The sequence below is a fragment of the Catenulispora pinisilvae genome (genome assembly GCF_015356865.1).
GTDB classification, from domain to species: Bacteria; Actinomycetota; Actinomycetes; order Streptomycetales; family Catenulisporaceae; genus Catenulispora; species Catenulispora pinisilvae.
Genome location: NZ_JAAFZA010000259.1, coordinates 1 through 13,874 on the forward strand (window position 1 = coordinate 1; position 13,874 = coordinate 13,874).

Below are 13,874 nucleotides of genomic sequence, written 5' to 3' on the forward strand. Positions count from 1 at the left end.
CCCCAGAAACGGCCCCAAGCTCCGGCCCCCGCCTACGACCCCGAACCCGAGCGCATGCCGCTCATCGCCCGCGTCCTGCTGGGCGATCTGGCCGTGGCGGTCATCGCGCTGGTCGTGCTGTTCGTCATAGAGGTCCAGCGCTTCGGCGACGCCAGCCTCGGTCTGCGCCGCCGCGCCTGGCAGGAGGACCTGGTCGTGCTGTTCGTCGTGACCGCCGTCTTCGGCGTGATCACGTACCTGCTGATCCGGGCCCGGCACACCCGCGTGTTCCTCGTGCAGGCGATCGTGACGGCACTGGTGCTGGCCGCCGCCGTCACCTCGGCCACCACCGGCAATCCGAAGCCGTCGCCCGCCGATGCCCCGATCACGAGCACTCCGGGACATCCCGGGTAGCGACATCCCGGATGACCGATCGGCGGCGGAGTGAGTGACTACTCCGCCGCTTGCGCGTTCGGCACGACCCGCGCCAGCAGATCCCGCAACGTCTCCCGCTCCGCGCCGCTGAGCCCGGCCAACGGCTCCGCCGCGAACGTCAGCCCGGCCCACACCGCGTCGAACGACGCCCGGCCGAGTTCGGTGGCTGTGATTCTCTTCACGCGCCGGTCCTCCGGATCCGGCTCGCGCGTCACCAGCCCGCGCGCCTGCATCCGGTCCACCAGACCGGTGATGTTCGACGGCTCGCACTTCAGGTGCTCGGCCAGGAACCGCATCGGCTTCGGCCCGGACATGAGGTTGGCCAGCACGAACGCCTGCATGCGGGTCAGGTCGTGGCGGGCCGCGGCCTCGTCGTAGTTGTCGTAGAAGGCCTGGGACGCCGCCCAGAACAGCTCCAGCACCTGGGCGGTCACGGGGTCGCGGCGGTTGTCCAGGACGGCGTGGTGTTCGGAGCTGGTCACGGAGCAACCGTATGCGGGCGCCGTCCCGCGCTCAACATCCGGCCCGGCCGTGGTTAAATACTTCATGACGTTAACTGTAGACCAGTGAAACTATGGAGCGCACCATGTCCGACCAGGCGCGGCGATCGCGGGGAGTACTGCCCGCGCTCGTGTTGTCAGTACTGGCTTTCTCCCTCGTCCAGACCTCCGTGGTCCCGATCCTGCCGACGCTGCAGAAGAACCTGAACGTGGCCGGCAGCGGCATCACCTGGCTGATGACCGCCAACCTGCTCTCCGCCGCGGTGCTCACCCCGCTGCTGGCGCGCATCGGCGACCTGCGCGGCCGCAAGCCGATGCTGGTGGTGGCGATCGCCGGCGTGCTCGTCGGCGGCGTGCTCGGCGGGATCGGCGGGTCCTTCGGGATGCTGCTGATAGCCCGCATCGTCGCCGGTACCGGCGGCGCGATCCTGCCGCTGGCGGTGGCCGTGGTGCGCGACGAACTCCCGCGCCAGAAGGTCACCGGCGGCGTGGCGATGGTCTCCGCGGCGCTCGGCGTCGGCTCGGGTCTGGGCCTGGTCGCCACCGGCGTGGTGATGGAGCACTTCAGCTACGAGTCGGTGTTCTGGATGGGCGCGGTCCTGGCGGCCGTCGCCTTCGCCCTGGTGCTGTGGCTGGTCCCGCACGACCCGATCAAGGCCGAGGGCAAGGCCGACCCGCTGGGCGCGCTGCTGCTGGCCGGCTGGCTCTCGGCGCTGCTGATCGCGGTCAGCCAGGGCAACGACTGGGGCTGGGGCTCCACCCGCACGCTCGGCCTGTTCGCGGTGGCCGCGGTGGTCCTGGTGCTGTGGGTGGCCGTCGAGCGCCGGGTGGCCTCGCCGCTGGTGGACATCGCGATGCTGGCCAAGCCGGCCGTCGCGGTCACCAACACCGCCGGCGTCCTGGTCGGTTTCGCGATGTACGGGTCGTTCCTGCTGATGAGCGACTTCACGCAGACCCCGAAGGCGGTCGGCTACGGCTTCGGCGCCTCGGTCCTGGCCTCGGGCTGGATGCTCTTCCCGTCCGCGGTCGGCTCCTTCGCCGCCGCCCCGGTCGGTGCCGCGCTGATCAAGCGCAGCGGCCCGCGCCTGCCCCTGGTGCTCGGCGGCGCGTTCGCGGCGGTCGGACTGGGGCTGCTGATCTTCGCGCACAGCGCCTCGTGGCACGTCGTGGTCGCCTCCGGCGTGATGGGCGTCGGCGTGGGCATGGCCTACGCGGCGATGCCGGCGTACATCAACGCCTCGGTGCCGGTGCGGCAGTCGGGGATCGCCAACGGTATGAACGCGGTGCTGCGCACGGTCGGCGGCGCCGTCGGCACGGCGGTGGTCGGCGCTGTGCTGACCGGCAACATGAAGCAGGTCGCGCCGGGCGTGAAGCTGCCGGCGATCGACGCCTACACCCACGCGTTCCTGATCGCCTCGGTGCTGGCGCTGGTCGCCGCGGTGGTGCCGTTCCTGGTGAAGGCGCCTCGGATGTCGGCGATGACGACGCCGGACACGAACGACGCGGTGGAGGGTGTGGAGGGTACGGAGCCGAAGGCGATGGCGGGGGTGAACGCCTGACGGTCAGAGCGAACGCCTGAGTTTCATCAAAGGGCTGAGGAGCCGCGGTCGGTGCGAATCCGATTGCGGCTCCTCAGCTTTCCCGGCTCACTCCCACCACTTCGGCTACTCCCACTGGAAAGACCACAGGGTCCCGCCGCTCTGGAACAAGACGTCGGGGCAGTAGCCGGTCTGTTCCAGCGCCACGGCCTTGATTCCTTCGGGCGTGGCCGGCGGCCGGGGCACGTGCAACTCGATCCGGTCGCCGGTGAGCGTCATCAGTTCCGCGCCGAAACGGCGGCGCCAGTCGGCCAGGACCGCGGTGTGTTCGAGCCCTGATGTTCCCGGCGCGCCGTCCCAGTCGAGCAGGCCGGGGACCTCCACGCCGCCGTACTCGGCCGGGACCAGGCCGATGGTCGTGGCCCGCACGGCGGATGAGACCTGGCCGGTGTGGGGCGGCTGGTCCGGGGCCACGTCGGCGGAACCGCGGGCATCCGTGGTCGCGAAGGTCTCAGCGACAGCGAAGAACTCAGCAGTCGCGAAGAACTCGGCAGTCGCGAAGAACTCAGCAGTCCCGAAGATCTCGGCGGCGCCGCGATGCCGTTCCTTCTCCTGGACCGGGCGTGGCAGCTTGTCCAGGATCGTGGGGGTGTGCGGATCGACGAGGAACGGCCACAGCCCGGTCGAGGCGTGCGCCGCGCGCAGTGTCCGCCACGCGTCCGGCGCCGTACCCGCCTGCACTGTCACTGCCAGCACCTCGGTGCCGTCCGCGAGCGTGCCTTTCACCACCGCCGTGTCCATCAGGTCCATGATGGGCACGATAGAGCGTCTGTCCCACGGGCCGTGCCGGTGGGGTCGTCATCTCACCTCGCCACGTCACCTCACCACGTCACCTCACCACGGCACGACGCCGTCGGCGTCGAACAGCCCGCCGCGGGGCCCGTCGTCGGGCAGCGTCGCCAACTGGATGGCGGCCTTCGCGCCTTCCTCGGGGGTGCTGGTGCCCTGGAAACCGTTCAGGTCGGTGGCCACGTAGCCGGGGCAGGCCAGGTTGATCAGGATGTTGGTGTCGGCCAGTTCCTTGGCGTACTGGATGGTGACAGCGTTCAGATACGTCTTCGTCGGTGTGTATCCGCCGCTGATCCCGCCCCGGTTGAGGGCGGGCGTGGTCTGGAAGGTGAGGGAGGCGACATGGCTGGACTGGTTGACGATGCGCGGGTGCGCCGAACGGCGCAGCAGCGGCAGCAGCGCGTTGGTGACCCGGATGACGCCGATCACGTTGATGTCCACCAGCCGCAGCACGACCTCCGGGTCGAGCGCGGTCGGGTTGTCCGGCCAGCCTTCGGCGCTGCCGGCGTTGTTGACCAACACGTCGAGGCGTCCAGCCCGCTGCTCGATCAGCCGGGCCGCGGCCTGCACGCTGGCCTCGTCGGTCACGTCCAGGGGCACCCCGAACGCGTCCACGCCGGCCGCGCGCAGCTTCGCCACGGCCTCTTCCAATCGCTGCTCGTCCCTGGCACCGACGCCGACGCTCCAGCCCAGCGCGCCCAGGCCGGCCGCGATCTCGTATCCGATGCCCTTGTTCGCGCCGGTGACCAGCGCGATCGTCTTCTCACCCGTGCTCTGCTCGCTCATGATGACAAGTCTGGTCGCCGGCGTCGGCGCAGACCAACAGCAACCGGGCACCGCAGCCATGTCGGAACGGCATCGTTCGACGTCGATGGGCGTTACCGTGGAGTCATGGAGACCCGCGAGTTGCAGTACTTCGTCGCCGTCGCTGAGGAGCTGCACTTCTCGAAGGCCGCTGAGCGCCTGCAGATCGCGCAGCCCGCGCTTTCCCGGACGATAGCCCAGCTCGAACGGCGCCTCGGGGTCACGTTGCTGGAACGGACCAGCCGCAAGGTCACGCTCACCGACGCCGGGGCGGTTCTGTTGGCCGAGGCGCGCTCGATCCTGGCCGCGGTGGCCACGGCGGAGCGCCGTACTCGGGAGGCGGGGCGAGAGCGTTCGCGGATCATCCTCGCGGTCAAGACCGGGACGGCCGGCGACGTGCTGGCGAAGGTGCTCGACGCGTATCGGGCCGAGCCCGGCGCCGCCGACGTCGAGCTGCTGCTCTGCGAGGCGCATCAGCACCAGAGGCTGCTGTTGACCGGCAAGGCCGACGTCGCCCTGCTGCACCTGCCCTTCGACCCGGCCGAAGGACTCGAGACCGAGGCGCTGTTCACCGAACAGCAGGTGGCGATCTTGCCGAGGTCGCACCCGCTGGCCGGGCGCGCATGGATCCGGGCGGTCGAACTGACCGCGCTGTCGGGGCCGCCGATGGCGCGCTGGTGCAAGCCGGACGGGAGCTATCCGGAAGGACCGGGGCCGGAGGTACACAGCCTGACGCAGGTCTACCAGCTGGTCGCGCTGGGGCGGGCGATGGTGACCGTGCCCGAGTCCGCCGCCGCGGATCTGCGGCGGGACTTGGTGGCGGTGCCGGTGTCGGACGCGGCGCCGGTGACGACGGTCATCGCTTGGCCGGACGGGAGCCGGGGGCGGGCGGTGGCGGATCTGGTGCGGGTGGCTACGCGGGTGTGAGGGGGTTGTTCCGGCTGCGGGTGTCGTAGTCGGCGGCATCGGCGCGGGCCGGGCGATGCTCGTGGCCTTGGAGATGACCCTAGAGTTCTCAAGCCGCAGTCCCTACCCTGCGCGGCATGACCGGACGCTGGAACACCTCCGTGGCCGAGCTCTTCATCGCTCGCGCCGGCGACCAGGCCACGGCGCTGACATGGGTTGACGATGGTGATGGCGAGGGCGGCGTCGTCCAGCGGGTCTCGTGGGACGAGCACGTCCGGCACAGTGCGGCACGGGCCGCGTGGCTGGCCGAGCGGCTGCCGGCGGCGGGGGAGGGGCCACGGCATGTCGGGGTGCTGATGGAGAACGTGCCGGAGTTCTCGTTCCTGCTCGGGGCCGCGGCGCTGGGCCGGTTCACGCTGGTCGGGCTGAACCCGACGCGCGGTGCCGCCGAGGTGGTGCGGGACGCGCGGCACACCGACTGCGCGCTGATCGTCACCGAGACGCGCTTCCTGGACATGGTCGGTGATTGCGGTGTTCCGGTGGTGGACATCGACGCGGCCGAAAACTGGATCGGCAAGCCGCGTAAGGGTTTCAGCGCTTGTCATGACCTCCAGGATGAGGGCTGGGATAAAAACCGGGATGACGGCCGGGACGAAGGCGGGGGCGAAGACCGGGGCGAAAGCGAAGACCGGGAGGACATCTCCGAGCTCCCCTTCATGCTCATCCTGACCTCCGGCACGACCTCCGCCCCGAAGGCCGTGGTCTGCACCCAGGGCAAGCTCGCGACTCAGGGCTCCACGCTCGCCCGGCAGCGTGGTCTCACCGACGCTGACGTCCTCTACTGCGCGATGCCGCTGTTCCACAGCAACGCCGTCATCGCCAGCTGGATCCCGGCTGTGGCGACCGGTGCGACGCTGGCGCTGCGCCGCCGGTTCTCGGCGTCGGGCTTCCTGCCGGACGTCCGGCGGTTCGGCGCCACGTACGCGAACTACGTCGGCAAGCCGCTGGCCTACATCCTGGCCACGCCCGAGCAGCCCGATGACGCCGCCAACCCCCTGAAGCAGGTCTTCGGCAACGAGGCGGCGCCGGCGGACGTCGAGCGGTTCGGGAAGCGCTTCGGGTGTCTGGTGACCGAGGCGTTCGGTTCGACAGAGGGCGGGATCTCCTTCTACCGCCTGCCGTCCACGCCCGCGGGCGCACTCGGCGTGCCGGTCGGGGACGTGCGGATCGTCGATCCGGACAGCGGGGCGCAGTGCCCGGTCGGCGAGGTCGGGGAGATGGTGAACTTCGCCGGCGCTGGGGCGTTCGAGGGCTACTACAAGCACCACGAGGCTGATGCGGCCAAGCTGCGGGACGGGCGGTTCTGGTCCGGTGATCTGGGATACCGGGACGCCGACGGCAACTTCTTCTTCGCCGGCCGGTCCGCGGACTGGATCCGGGTCGGCGGGGAGAACTTCGCCTCCGGGCCGATCGCGCGGGCCGTCGAGGAGTGGGAGGGCGCGGTCGCGGCGGCGGCGTACGGGGTGCCGGATGTCGCGGCGGGGGATCAGGTGATGGTCGCCGTGGAACTGACCGACGAATTCGTCGAGAAATTCGACCCTATTGCGTTCGGTGCTTATTTGGGTTCCCGTTCGGACTTCGTAAAATTGTGGTGGCCCCGATATGTGCGCCTTGTCGCCTCGATGCCGAGGACGGCCACGAACAAGGTGGTGGTCCGCGGGTTGGTCGAACAGGCCTGGTACACGGCGGATCCGGTGTTCCTCCGGACCCCTTCGGGCTATCGCCCGATGACCGAGGACGACCGGGCCGAGCTGGCCCGGGAGTTCGCCCGTCATGGCCGGACACCGCCCCGCGGATGGTAGATCATTGTTACTCTGCTTCCTTTCGGGCCCGGGGAATAGCGGAGGAGCAGGTGATTCGCGCTCATGAGCGCTGAAGGCAGCACCAAGGCGGTTATGGCGGCGCTCGGCGCCAACATGGGGATCGCCGTCTCGAAGTTCGTGGCGTACGCCTTCACCGGCTCGGCGTCGATGCTCGCCGAGGGCGTGCACTCGGTCGCCGACTCCGGCAACCAGGTGCTGCTGCTGATCGGCGGCAAGCAGGCGCGCAAGAAGGCCGACACCGAGCATCCGTTCGGCTACGGCCGCGAGCGGTTCGTGTACGCGTTCATCGTCTCCGTGGTGCTGTTCAGCGTCGGCGGCTTGTTCGCGCTGTACGAGGGCTGGCACAAGGTCATGCACCCGGAGAAGGTCGACAAGTGGTACTGGGCCGTCGGGGTGCTGCTGTTCGCGATCGTGATGGAGGGCATGTCCTTCCGCACGGCCGTGCGCGAGTCCAACCACCTGCGCGAGGGCAGCAGCTGGCTCGGCTTCATCCGCCGCGCCACCACCCCGGAGCTGCCGGTGGTGCTGCTGGAGGACTCCGGCGCGCTGGTGGGCCTGTGCTTCGCGCTGTTCGGCGTCGGCATGGCGGTGATCACCGGCAACGGCCGCTGGGACGGCGTGGGCACCCTGGGGATCGGCGCGCTGCTGGTCTGCATCGCGGTCCTGCTGGCCGTGGAGATGAAGAGCCTGCTGGTCGGCGAGGGCGCGGGCAAGCACGACGTGGCCGCCATCCGCGCCGCCGCGGTCGACGGGGACACCGTCACCGACGTCATCCACCTGCGCACGATGTACCTGGGGCCGGAGGAACTGCTGGTCGCGATGAAGATCGCGGTGCAGCACGACGACAGCGCGGCGGAGGTGGCCAAGGCCATCGACGCCGCCGAGGCACGGATCCGCGAAGCGGTGCCGGAGGCGCGGATGATTTATCTGGAGCCTGATGTGCGCCGGCCCGGACCGCTGCCGGCGCCTACGACCGGGTGAGCCGGGACTGGGACTAAGAACAACAACCAGCGTCTGAGCAACAGCTCGAGTTCCCCTAAACCGCCGACAGAGCCGCCACGCCCCGGTCGTACCCCACCAACAACCGCCCGTCCCGCAGCGCCGCCAGCGCCTGCACCTGCGCCGGGAACGTCAGCTCCGGCCCGGTCTGGCGTCCGTTGGCCAGGTCCCACACCCGGACCGTCTGGTCCCAGCTGCCCGACACCGCGACCGGCCGGCCGGCCAGCATGGTCGTGGTCACCGTCTCCACTCCCGCGCCGTGGCCGGTGAGGGGTTCGCCGAGGGGTTGGCCGGTGGTGAGGTCCCACAGCCGCAGGGTGCTGTCGTCGCTGCTGGTCACCGCGACGGGGCGGCCGTCCAGGCGGGTGGTGGCCACCGCCCAGATCGCGTCGGTGTGGCCGGTCAGCGGGGCGCCGAGTTGGCGGTGGGTCGTCAGGTCCCAGATGCGGACCGTGGCGTCGTGGCCGGCGGTCACCGCGATCGGGCGGCCGTCCAGCTCCGCCGTGCTGACCGCGCAGACCGCGTCGGTGTGGCCGACCAGGGGTGGGCCGATCGGGGCGCGGGTGGTCAGGTCCCAGACCCGGACCGAGGGGTCGGCCAGGCCCAGGGCGCTGCCGGTGCCGGTGACGGCGACCGGGCGGCCCTGGACGGCCGTGGTGGCTATCGCCTCCACCTTGTCCTCGAAGCCGGTGAGGGGTTCGCCGGACGGCTTGCCGGCGGCCAGGTCCCAGATCCGGACCGTCATGTCGGTGCCGCTGGTCAGGGCTACCGGGCGGCCGTCCAGGGTGGTGGTCGTCAGGGCCGTGCCCCAGTGGCCGGCGACCGGCTCGCCCAGGGCGTCCCCGGTGGCGGCGTCCCACATCCGCACCGCCTGGTCCGAACCGCCGCTGAGGGCGACGAGGCGGCCGTCCACCTCGGCCGCCGCCATGGCCACGACCCAGTCCCAGTGCCCTGAGGGCGACTCGCCGTCGGTGGACCAGTCCGTCCGCCACCCCGTCGGCGCGTCGAGAAGATCATGAAGCATGTGCGCACGCTATCGGGGCGAGGCGGCCGAGCCGGCTGACTTTACTCAAACAGAAGTATCAAATTACGTACTTTTACGCAGACCGGCGAGATCAGCGCCGCTCTCACTGCGCCCCCACTGCGCCCCCACCGCGTCCTCAGCGCGGCTCTCACTGCATCCTCACCGCGTCCTCACTGCGCCGTCCCATGCCCGATCCGCCCGGCGGCGGGCACGACGAACACGCCGGACGCCTCGGCGGTCAACACCCCGTCGGCATAACAGCGCCCCCAGCCGTGGATCTTGCGGCCCTCGCGGTGCGAGAACCCGGCCTCGTAGGTGATCTTCGTGTACAGCGGCGTGGCCCGGCGCAGCGTGATCGTCAGCGTCCCCGTGAAGCCGAACGCCCCCGACGCACCCTGCGCGCAGCCCAGGAGCTCGTCGAAGCACGCTGCCACCCACCCCCCGTGCACCCGCCCGGCCGGTCCCTCGTACGGCGCGGTGAAGAACGCCTCGCCGCGGATCACCTCGCCGTCGGCCCACATCCGCACCGGCGGCGCCAGCGGGTTGCTGCGGCCGTTGATGGGCGAACGTTCGACCAGCAGGGTGTCGTGGCGGCGGGCCAGACTGACGTTCGCGCCGTCGATCTCGGCGCGGGGGATGCGCGGCAGCTCGCCGATGCGGTCGGCCAGTGCCTCGGCCTCGGCGGCTAGCGCCATGAACCCCGCCGCGCGGTCGGTGTCGGTGGCGGCGGACGGCTCGCCGTCCTCCCAGGCCAGAGCTCCGTCCCGGCGGGGACCGTAGTCGGCGTCCCCGGTGTCCAGCTGGAACGTGGCGTCCACCAGCCGCCGCACCTGTTCCACCAGCCGGTGCTTGGCCACGCGGGCCGCCGACAGGTTCGCTTCGTCCTCGTCGAGCCAGGCCCGTCTGACATCGTCTTTAGGTGCCGCTTCGGTCATGCGAGGTGTCTCCCCATCGTGAGCGGGCAGTGGCCATTGCATCCGACAGTAACGTGTTCTAGTTTGCCGACAACAGCGATGTTCGATCAGCGAAGCCCGATCAGCGAAGTCCGACCAGCGAAGCCCGACCAGTGAAGTCCGATCAGCCAGCACCACCGAAGGGACCGCCCCGCATGCCCATCGACCCCGACAAGGCCCTGGCCGCCCCGGCCACCAGCGTCGAGCTGGCCTGGAGCCCCAAGGACGTCCAGCTCTACCACCTGGGCCTGGGCGCGGGCGTCCCGGCGACCGACCCGGCGGAGCTGGCCTACGTCTACGAGAAGGGCCTCAAGGTCCTGCCGACGTTCGCGGTGGTGGCCGGCGGCGCGCTCGGCTTCTCGCTGTTCGAGAACCCGGGCATCGACATCCAGTTGGTCAACATTCTGCACGGCGGCCAGTCGATCACCGTGCACCGCGCCATCCCGGCCGCTGGCCAGGCCACGGCGACCGCGCGCGTCACCGACATCTGGGACAAGGGCAAGGCCGCGGTGATCCGGACCGAGAGCGTGATCGCCGACGCCGACGGGCCGATCTGGACCAACCACTCGCAGATCTTCGTACGCGGCGAGGGCGGGTTCGGCGGCGAGCGCGGGCCCTCGGCCGTGGACAGCACCCCCGACCGGGAGCCCGATCACGTCGTGGAGGTCAAGACGCTGGAGCAGCTGGCGCTCATCTACCGGCTGTCCGGCGACTGGAACCCGCTGCACGCCGACCCGGAGTTCGCGGCGATGGCCGGCTTCGACCGCCCGATCCTGCACGGCCTGTGCTCCTACGGCATCACCTGCAAGGCCGTGGTGGACACGGTCCTCGGCGGCGACGTGGCCCGGGTGACGGAGTACTCGACACGCTTCGCAGGGATCTTCTTCCCCGGCGAGACGATGCGGGTGAAGATGTGGGACGACGGCGCCGGGCGGGTGGACGTGGTCTCCACCTCGGCCGAGCGTGACGATGCCGTGGTGCTGGCGAACACCGTGCTGACCTACAAGGTCTAGTTCCACCTCTAGAGGCAAGGCCTAGTCCCAGCTCTAGAGGTCGGAACAGGCCGAAAAAGCCAGACAGACAAAGACAGGAATCCCCTCATGCGCGCAGCAGTCCTGTTCCAGACCGGCAGCCAGACCCTGGAAGTCCGCGACGACGTCATGCTCGTCGATCCGGGCCCCGGCGAGGTGCGGATCCGTATTCACGCCACCGGCGTGTGCCACTCGGACCTGTCGGCGATGACCGGAGTGCTGCCGCAGCCGGTCCCCTTCGTCCCGGGCCACGAAGGCGCGGGCGAGGTGGTCGCGGTCGGCGAGGGCGTCGGCAAGGTGGCGGTCGGGGACCACGTCATCGTGTGCTGGAACCCGCCGTGCGGCGACTGCTCCCACTGCCGGGGCGGCCAGGGCAACCTGTGCGTGAACATCTTCTTCGGCATGACGATGACTCCGCACTTCAAGGTCGACGGCGCCGACGTCTACGGCTTCGCCGGCAACGGCACCTTCGCCGAGGAGATGGTGGTGCCGTGGCAGTGTGCTGTGAAGATCCCGGACGACGTGCCGTATGAGATCGGCGCGCTGATCGGCTGCGGCGTCACCACCGGTGTCGGCGCGGTGGTCAACACCGCGCAGGTGCAGCCGGGCTCCTCGGTCGCGGTGATCGGCGCCGGCGGCGTCGGGATCAGCGTGATCCAGGGCGCGCGGATCGCCGGGGCGGCCGAGATCGTGGCCATCGACCCGGTGGAGAGCAAGCACGAGGCCGCGCTCCGCTTCGGCGCCACCAGGGCCGTCACGCCCGAGGACGCCGACGCGGCCAAGGCCGAGGTGACCGGCGGAGCCGGGTTCGACTACGTCTTCGAGGTGGTCGGCCGCTCGGCGTTGGTGAAGCAGGCCTACGGCCTGACCCGCCGGGGCGGCACCGTCACGGTCGTCGGCGCGGGCAAGAACGACGACAGCGTCGACTTCAATATGTTCCAGCTCTTCTTCGACAACAAGAAGATCCTCGGTTCCTACTACGGCGGCGCGGACCCGCGCCAGGAGTACGGCCGGCTGATCGCGCTGTGGCGGGCCGGGCGGCTGGACCTGGAGGGCATGATCACCGCGCGGCTCAAGCTCGACGACATCAACCAAGCCCTGGAGCTGCTGCGCACCGGTGCGGCGATCCGGACGATCATCGAGGTCTGATCTGACATGACGACATCCCTCACGGGCCGCGCCGCGATAGTCACCGGCGCGGGCCGCGGACTCGGCCGCGCCGAAGCGCTGGAACTGGCCCGGCAGGGCGCCGCGGTCGTGGTGAACGACTTCGACCCGGCCGGCGCCGAACAGACCGTCGCCGACATCGTGAAGGACGGCGGCCAAGCCGTCGCCTCCAGCGGCGACGTCTCAGACTTCTTGTATGCGGAGTCGCTGACGAAGCTGGCGATCGACACCTTCGGCTCGCTGGACATCCTGGTCAACAACGCCGGGATCCTGCGCGACCGCATGGTGTTCTCCATGACCGAGCAGGAGTGGGACGACGTGCTGCGGGTGCACGCCAAGGGCCACTTCGCGCTGACCCGGCACGCCACGGCGCACTGGCGCGAGCAGTCGAAGGCGTCGGGCGGGCCGGTCTACGGACGCATCGTCAACACCTCCTCGGAGGCGTTCCTCGCCGGGGCCGCCGGGCAGGCCAACTACGCGGCGGCCAAGGCGGCGATCGTCGGGCTCACGACAGCCACGGCCAACGGCTGCGCGCGCTACGGCGTGCGGGCCAACGCGATCTGCCCGCGGGCCCGGACGAAGATGACCGAGGACGTCTTCGCCGGCTTCGAGGCACCGGCCGAGGGCATGGACCCGTTGGCCGTCGAGCACGTCGCCCCGCTGGTCGCCTACCTCGTCTCCCCGGCCGCCGACAAGGTGAACGGGCAGGTTTTCGTCGTGCACGGCGGCATGGTGATTCTGATGCAGCGCCCCGTGGTCGAGGAACGCTGGGACTCTGAGCAGGAGACGTTCACCGTCGCAGAGCTCGAAACGGCCCTCGGCCCCTATTTCGAGGCCAAGATCCCGAGTGAAAATTTCAGCGCCACGGACGTGTTGTCGATGCGTCGGCACTGAGCTTTATCCTTTGCCCCTAGGCCAATATCACTTGGGGGTTCGGGCAATGGCCGAGACAGACACGCTGTGGTTCAGCAACAACCACCGCGACTATTCCAACCAGTCCGGCAACGACGCCGGTTTCGAGTTCGAGTTCTACTGCCAGCGCTGTAACGACACCTGGCGCAGCGGCTTCGAGCCGTATAGGGCCGCGCGCGCCGCGGGCTGGATCCGGCGCGCCGCCAACATGGCGCACGGGGCCACGTCCTCGATCGGCTGGGACGTCGCCAACGGCGTCGACGGGCTGGTCGAGAGCGGCTGGCACAAGGCGCGCGACGCGTCGTTCAAGGAGGCGATCGTCTCCGCCGAGACGCACTTCAACCGCTGCGGACGCTGCTCGTCCTACGTCTGCGCGCGCTGCTACAGCCCCGAGCGCGGGCTGTGCACGAACTGCGCGCCGGACCTCGCCGCCGAGGTCGAGTCCGCGCGCACCCACGGCCTGGTCGACGCCGCCACGATGCGCGCCCGCGACGTCGGCGCCACGATGGCCGCCGAGGTGGACGTGACGACGCAGAAGCAGCTGGTCTGCCTGGCCTGCGGGCACGAGACGCACGGCGCGAAGTTCTGCCCGGAGTGCGGTGCGAAGCAGAGTCCCGAGGACCGGGCGTGCGGCGGCTGCGGGTCGAAGGTGCCGGCGGGCTCGAAGTTCTGCCCGGAGTGTGGCGACTCGCAGTAGGTAGCGGCACCGGTAGGGCGATACCGGTAGGGCGATACCGGTAGCCGACGTGCGGCGGCCGCACCGAGTGGGAATCGGTGCGGCCGCAACGGTTTCCGGCCACCTGTTGAGCTCCAGGACGAGGGCCGGGGCGGGAAGGTCACGAAGGGTCTGTCTCAGGGCTTCACAATCGTCTTCCCCCGAGCCCCGCCCCCGGC

Annotated in this window: 14 protein-coding genes; 9 read left to right on the top strand and 5 right to left on the bottom strand. The window is 70.2% G+C overall.

Features of this window, described 5'->3' with window-relative positions; translation table 11 throughout:
* On the top strand, window positions 1–393 hold a 393-nt coding region (locus tag IZR01_RS41450), incomplete at its 5' end, for a hypothetical protein (RefSeq protein ID WP_228561181.1).
* 38 nt (window positions 394–431) lie between these two features.
* On the opposite strand, the gene IZR01_RS41455 is transcribed toward IZR01_RS41450, so the two are convergent.
* Complete coding sequence (locus tag IZR01_RS41455) at window positions 432–962, bottom strand: MarR family winged helix-turn-helix transcriptional regulator (RefSeq protein ID WP_194898060.1); 531 nt, start codon at window positions 960–962, stop codon at window positions 432–434.
* A 38-nt stretch (window positions 963–1,000) separates the two neighbouring features.
* Between IZR01_RS41455 and IZR01_RS41460 the strand changes: the two genes are divergently transcribed.
* On the top strand, window positions 1,001–2,473 hold the full coding sequence (locus IZR01_RS41460; protein WP_194927029.1) for an MFS transporter: 1,473 nt from the start codon (window positions 1,001–1,003) through the stop codon (window positions 2,471–2,473).
* Between the two features lie 105 nt (window positions 2,474–2,578).
* Here IZR01_RS41460 and IZR01_RS41465 read toward each other — a convergent pair whose 3' ends face one another.
* Window positions 2,579–3,262: a DUF4253 domain-containing protein gene (locus IZR01_RS41465; protein WP_194927030.1), complete on the bottom strand. Its 684-nt coding sequence runs from the start codon at window positions 3,260–3,262 to the stop codon at window positions 2,579–2,581.
* 84 nt (window positions 3,263–3,346) lie between these two features.
* Window positions 3,347–4,087, bottom strand: coding sequence for an SDR family oxidoreductase (locus tag IZR01_RS41470; RefSeq protein ID WP_194927031.1), 741 nt, complete (start codon window positions 4,085–4,087; stop codon window positions 3,347–3,349).
* Between the two features lie 105 nt (window positions 4,088–4,192).
* Between IZR01_RS41470 and IZR01_RS41475 the strand changes: the two genes are divergently transcribed.
* The 3 genes from IZR01_RS41475 to IZR01_RS41485 all read left to right on the top strand — a co-directional run bounded on the left by IZR01_RS41475 (window position 4,193) and on the right by IZR01_RS41485 (window position 7,875).
* Window positions 4,193–5,032: a LysR family transcriptional regulator gene (locus tag IZR01_RS41475; RefSeq protein WP_194898064.1), complete on the top strand. Its 840-nt coding sequence runs from the start codon at window positions 4,193–4,195 to the stop codon at window positions 5,030–5,032.
* Window positions 5,033–5,148: 116 nt separating this feature from the next.
* Entirely contained in the window at window positions 5,149–6,873 is a 1,725-nt protein-coding gene (locus IZR01_RS41480; RefSeq protein WP_194927032.1) for an AMP-binding protein, read from the top strand.
* 63 nt (window positions 6,874–6,936) lie between these two features.
* A complete protein-coding gene (locus tag IZR01_RS41485) occupies window positions 6,937–7,875 on the top strand; it encodes a cation diffusion facilitator family transporter (RefSeq protein ID WP_194927033.1) in 939 nt (312 codons plus the stop codon).
* Window positions 7,876–7,930: 55 nt separating this feature from the next.
* On the opposite strand, the gene IZR01_RS41490 is transcribed toward IZR01_RS41485, so the two are convergent.
* Together IZR01_RS41490 and IZR01_RS41495 are read right to left on the bottom strand one after the other, a co-directional pair.
* Complete coding sequence (locus IZR01_RS41490) at window positions 7,931–8,917, bottom strand: WD40 repeat domain-containing protein (RefSeq protein WP_194927034.1); 987 nt, start codon at window positions 8,915–8,917, stop codon at window positions 7,931–7,933.
* A gap of 170 nt (window positions 8,918–9,087) precedes the next feature.
* Entirely contained in the window at window positions 9,088–9,852 is a 765-nt protein-coding gene (locus IZR01_RS41495; protein ID WP_194927035.1) for a hotdog family protein, read from the bottom strand.
* A gap of 173 nt (window positions 9,853–10,025) precedes the next feature.
* Here IZR01_RS41495 and chsH3 point away from each other — a divergent pair, with 173 nt between their 5' ends.
* From chsH3 to IZR01_RS41515, 4 genes are all read left to right on the top strand, one after another.
* The gene (gene chsH3, locus IZR01_RS41500) at window positions 10,026–10,883 is read left to right on the top strand and encodes an enoyl-CoA hydratase ChsH3 (RefSeq protein WP_194898069.1); all 858 of its coding nucleotides are present in this window, start codon (window positions 10,026–10,028) and stop codon (window positions 10,881–10,883) included.
* Between the two features lie 87 nt (window positions 10,884–10,970).
* Complete coding sequence (locus IZR01_RS41505) at window positions 10,971–12,050, top strand: Zn-dependent alcohol dehydrogenase (protein ID WP_194927036.1); 1,080 nt, start codon at window positions 10,971–10,973, stop codon at window positions 12,048–12,050.
* Between the two features lie 6 nt (window positions 12,051–12,056).
* Window positions 12,057–12,962 (top strand): 3-oxoacyl-ACP reductase, encoded by a 906-nt coding sequence (locus tag IZR01_RS41510; protein ID WP_194927037.1) that lies wholly within the window; start codon window positions 12,057–12,059, stop codon window positions 12,960–12,962.
* A 46-nt stretch (window positions 12,963–13,008) separates the two neighbouring features.
* The gene (locus tag IZR01_RS41515; RefSeq protein ID WP_194898072.1) at window positions 13,009–13,677 is read left to right on the top strand and encodes a zinc ribbon domain-containing protein; all 669 of its coding nucleotides are present in this window, start codon (window positions 13,009–13,011) and stop codon (window positions 13,675–13,677) included.
* Window positions 13,678–13,874: the final 197 nt, after the last annotated feature.

What these genes read in the sequence shown, in the direction of transcription:
- IZR01_RS41455 (WP_194898060.1), bottom strand. Translation starts at nt 962, where the DNA reads ATGAAGTATTTAACCACGGCCGGGCCGGATGTTGAGCGCGGGACGGCG.
- IZR01_RS41460 (WP_194927029.1), top strand. Translation starts at nt 1,001, where the DNA reads ATGTCCGACCAGGCGCGGCGATCGCGGGGAGTACTGCCCGCGCTCGTG.
- IZR01_RS41465 (WP_194927030.1), bottom strand. Translation starts at nt 3,262, where the DNA reads ATGGACCTGATGGACACGGCGGTGGTGAAAGGCACGCTCGCGGACGGC.
- IZR01_RS41470 (WP_194927031.1), bottom strand. Translation starts at nt 4,087, where the DNA reads ATGAGCGAGCAGAGCACGGGTGAGAAGACGATCGCGCTGGTCACCGGC.
- IZR01_RS41475 (WP_194898064.1), top strand. Translation starts at nt 4,193, where the DNA reads ATGGAGACCCGCGAGTTGCAGTACTTCGTCGCCGTCGCTGAGGAGCTG.
- IZR01_RS41480 (WP_194927032.1), top strand. Translation starts at nt 5,149, where the DNA reads ATGACCGGACGCTGGAACACCTCCGTGGCCGAGCTCTTCATCGCTCGC.
- IZR01_RS41485 (WP_194927033.1), top strand. Translation starts at nt 6,937, where the DNA reads ATGAGCGCTGAAGGCAGCACCAAGGCGGTTATGGCGGCGCTCGGCGCC.
- IZR01_RS41490 (WP_194927034.1), bottom strand. Translation starts at nt 8,917, where the DNA reads ATGCTTCATGATCTTCTCGACGCGCCGACGGGGTGGCGGACGGACTGG.
- IZR01_RS41495 (WP_194927035.1), bottom strand. Translation starts at nt 9,852, where the DNA reads ATGACCGAAGCGGCACCTAAAGACGATGTCAGACGGGCCTGGCTCGAC.
- chsH3 (WP_194898069.1), top strand. Translation starts at nt 10,026, where the DNA reads ATGCCCATCGACCCCGACAAGGCCCTGGCCGCCCCGGCCACCAGCGTC.
- IZR01_RS41505 (WP_194927036.1), top strand. Translation starts at nt 10,971, where the DNA reads ATGCGCGCAGCAGTCCTGTTCCAGACCGGCAGCCAGACCCTGGAAGTC.
- IZR01_RS41510 (WP_194927037.1), top strand. Translation starts at nt 12,057, where the DNA reads ATGACGACATCCCTCACGGGCCGCGCCGCGATAGTCACCGGCGCGGGC.
- IZR01_RS41515 (WP_194898072.1), top strand. Translation starts at nt 13,009, where the DNA reads ATGGCCGAGACAGACACGCTGTGGTTCAGCAACAACCACCGCGACTAT.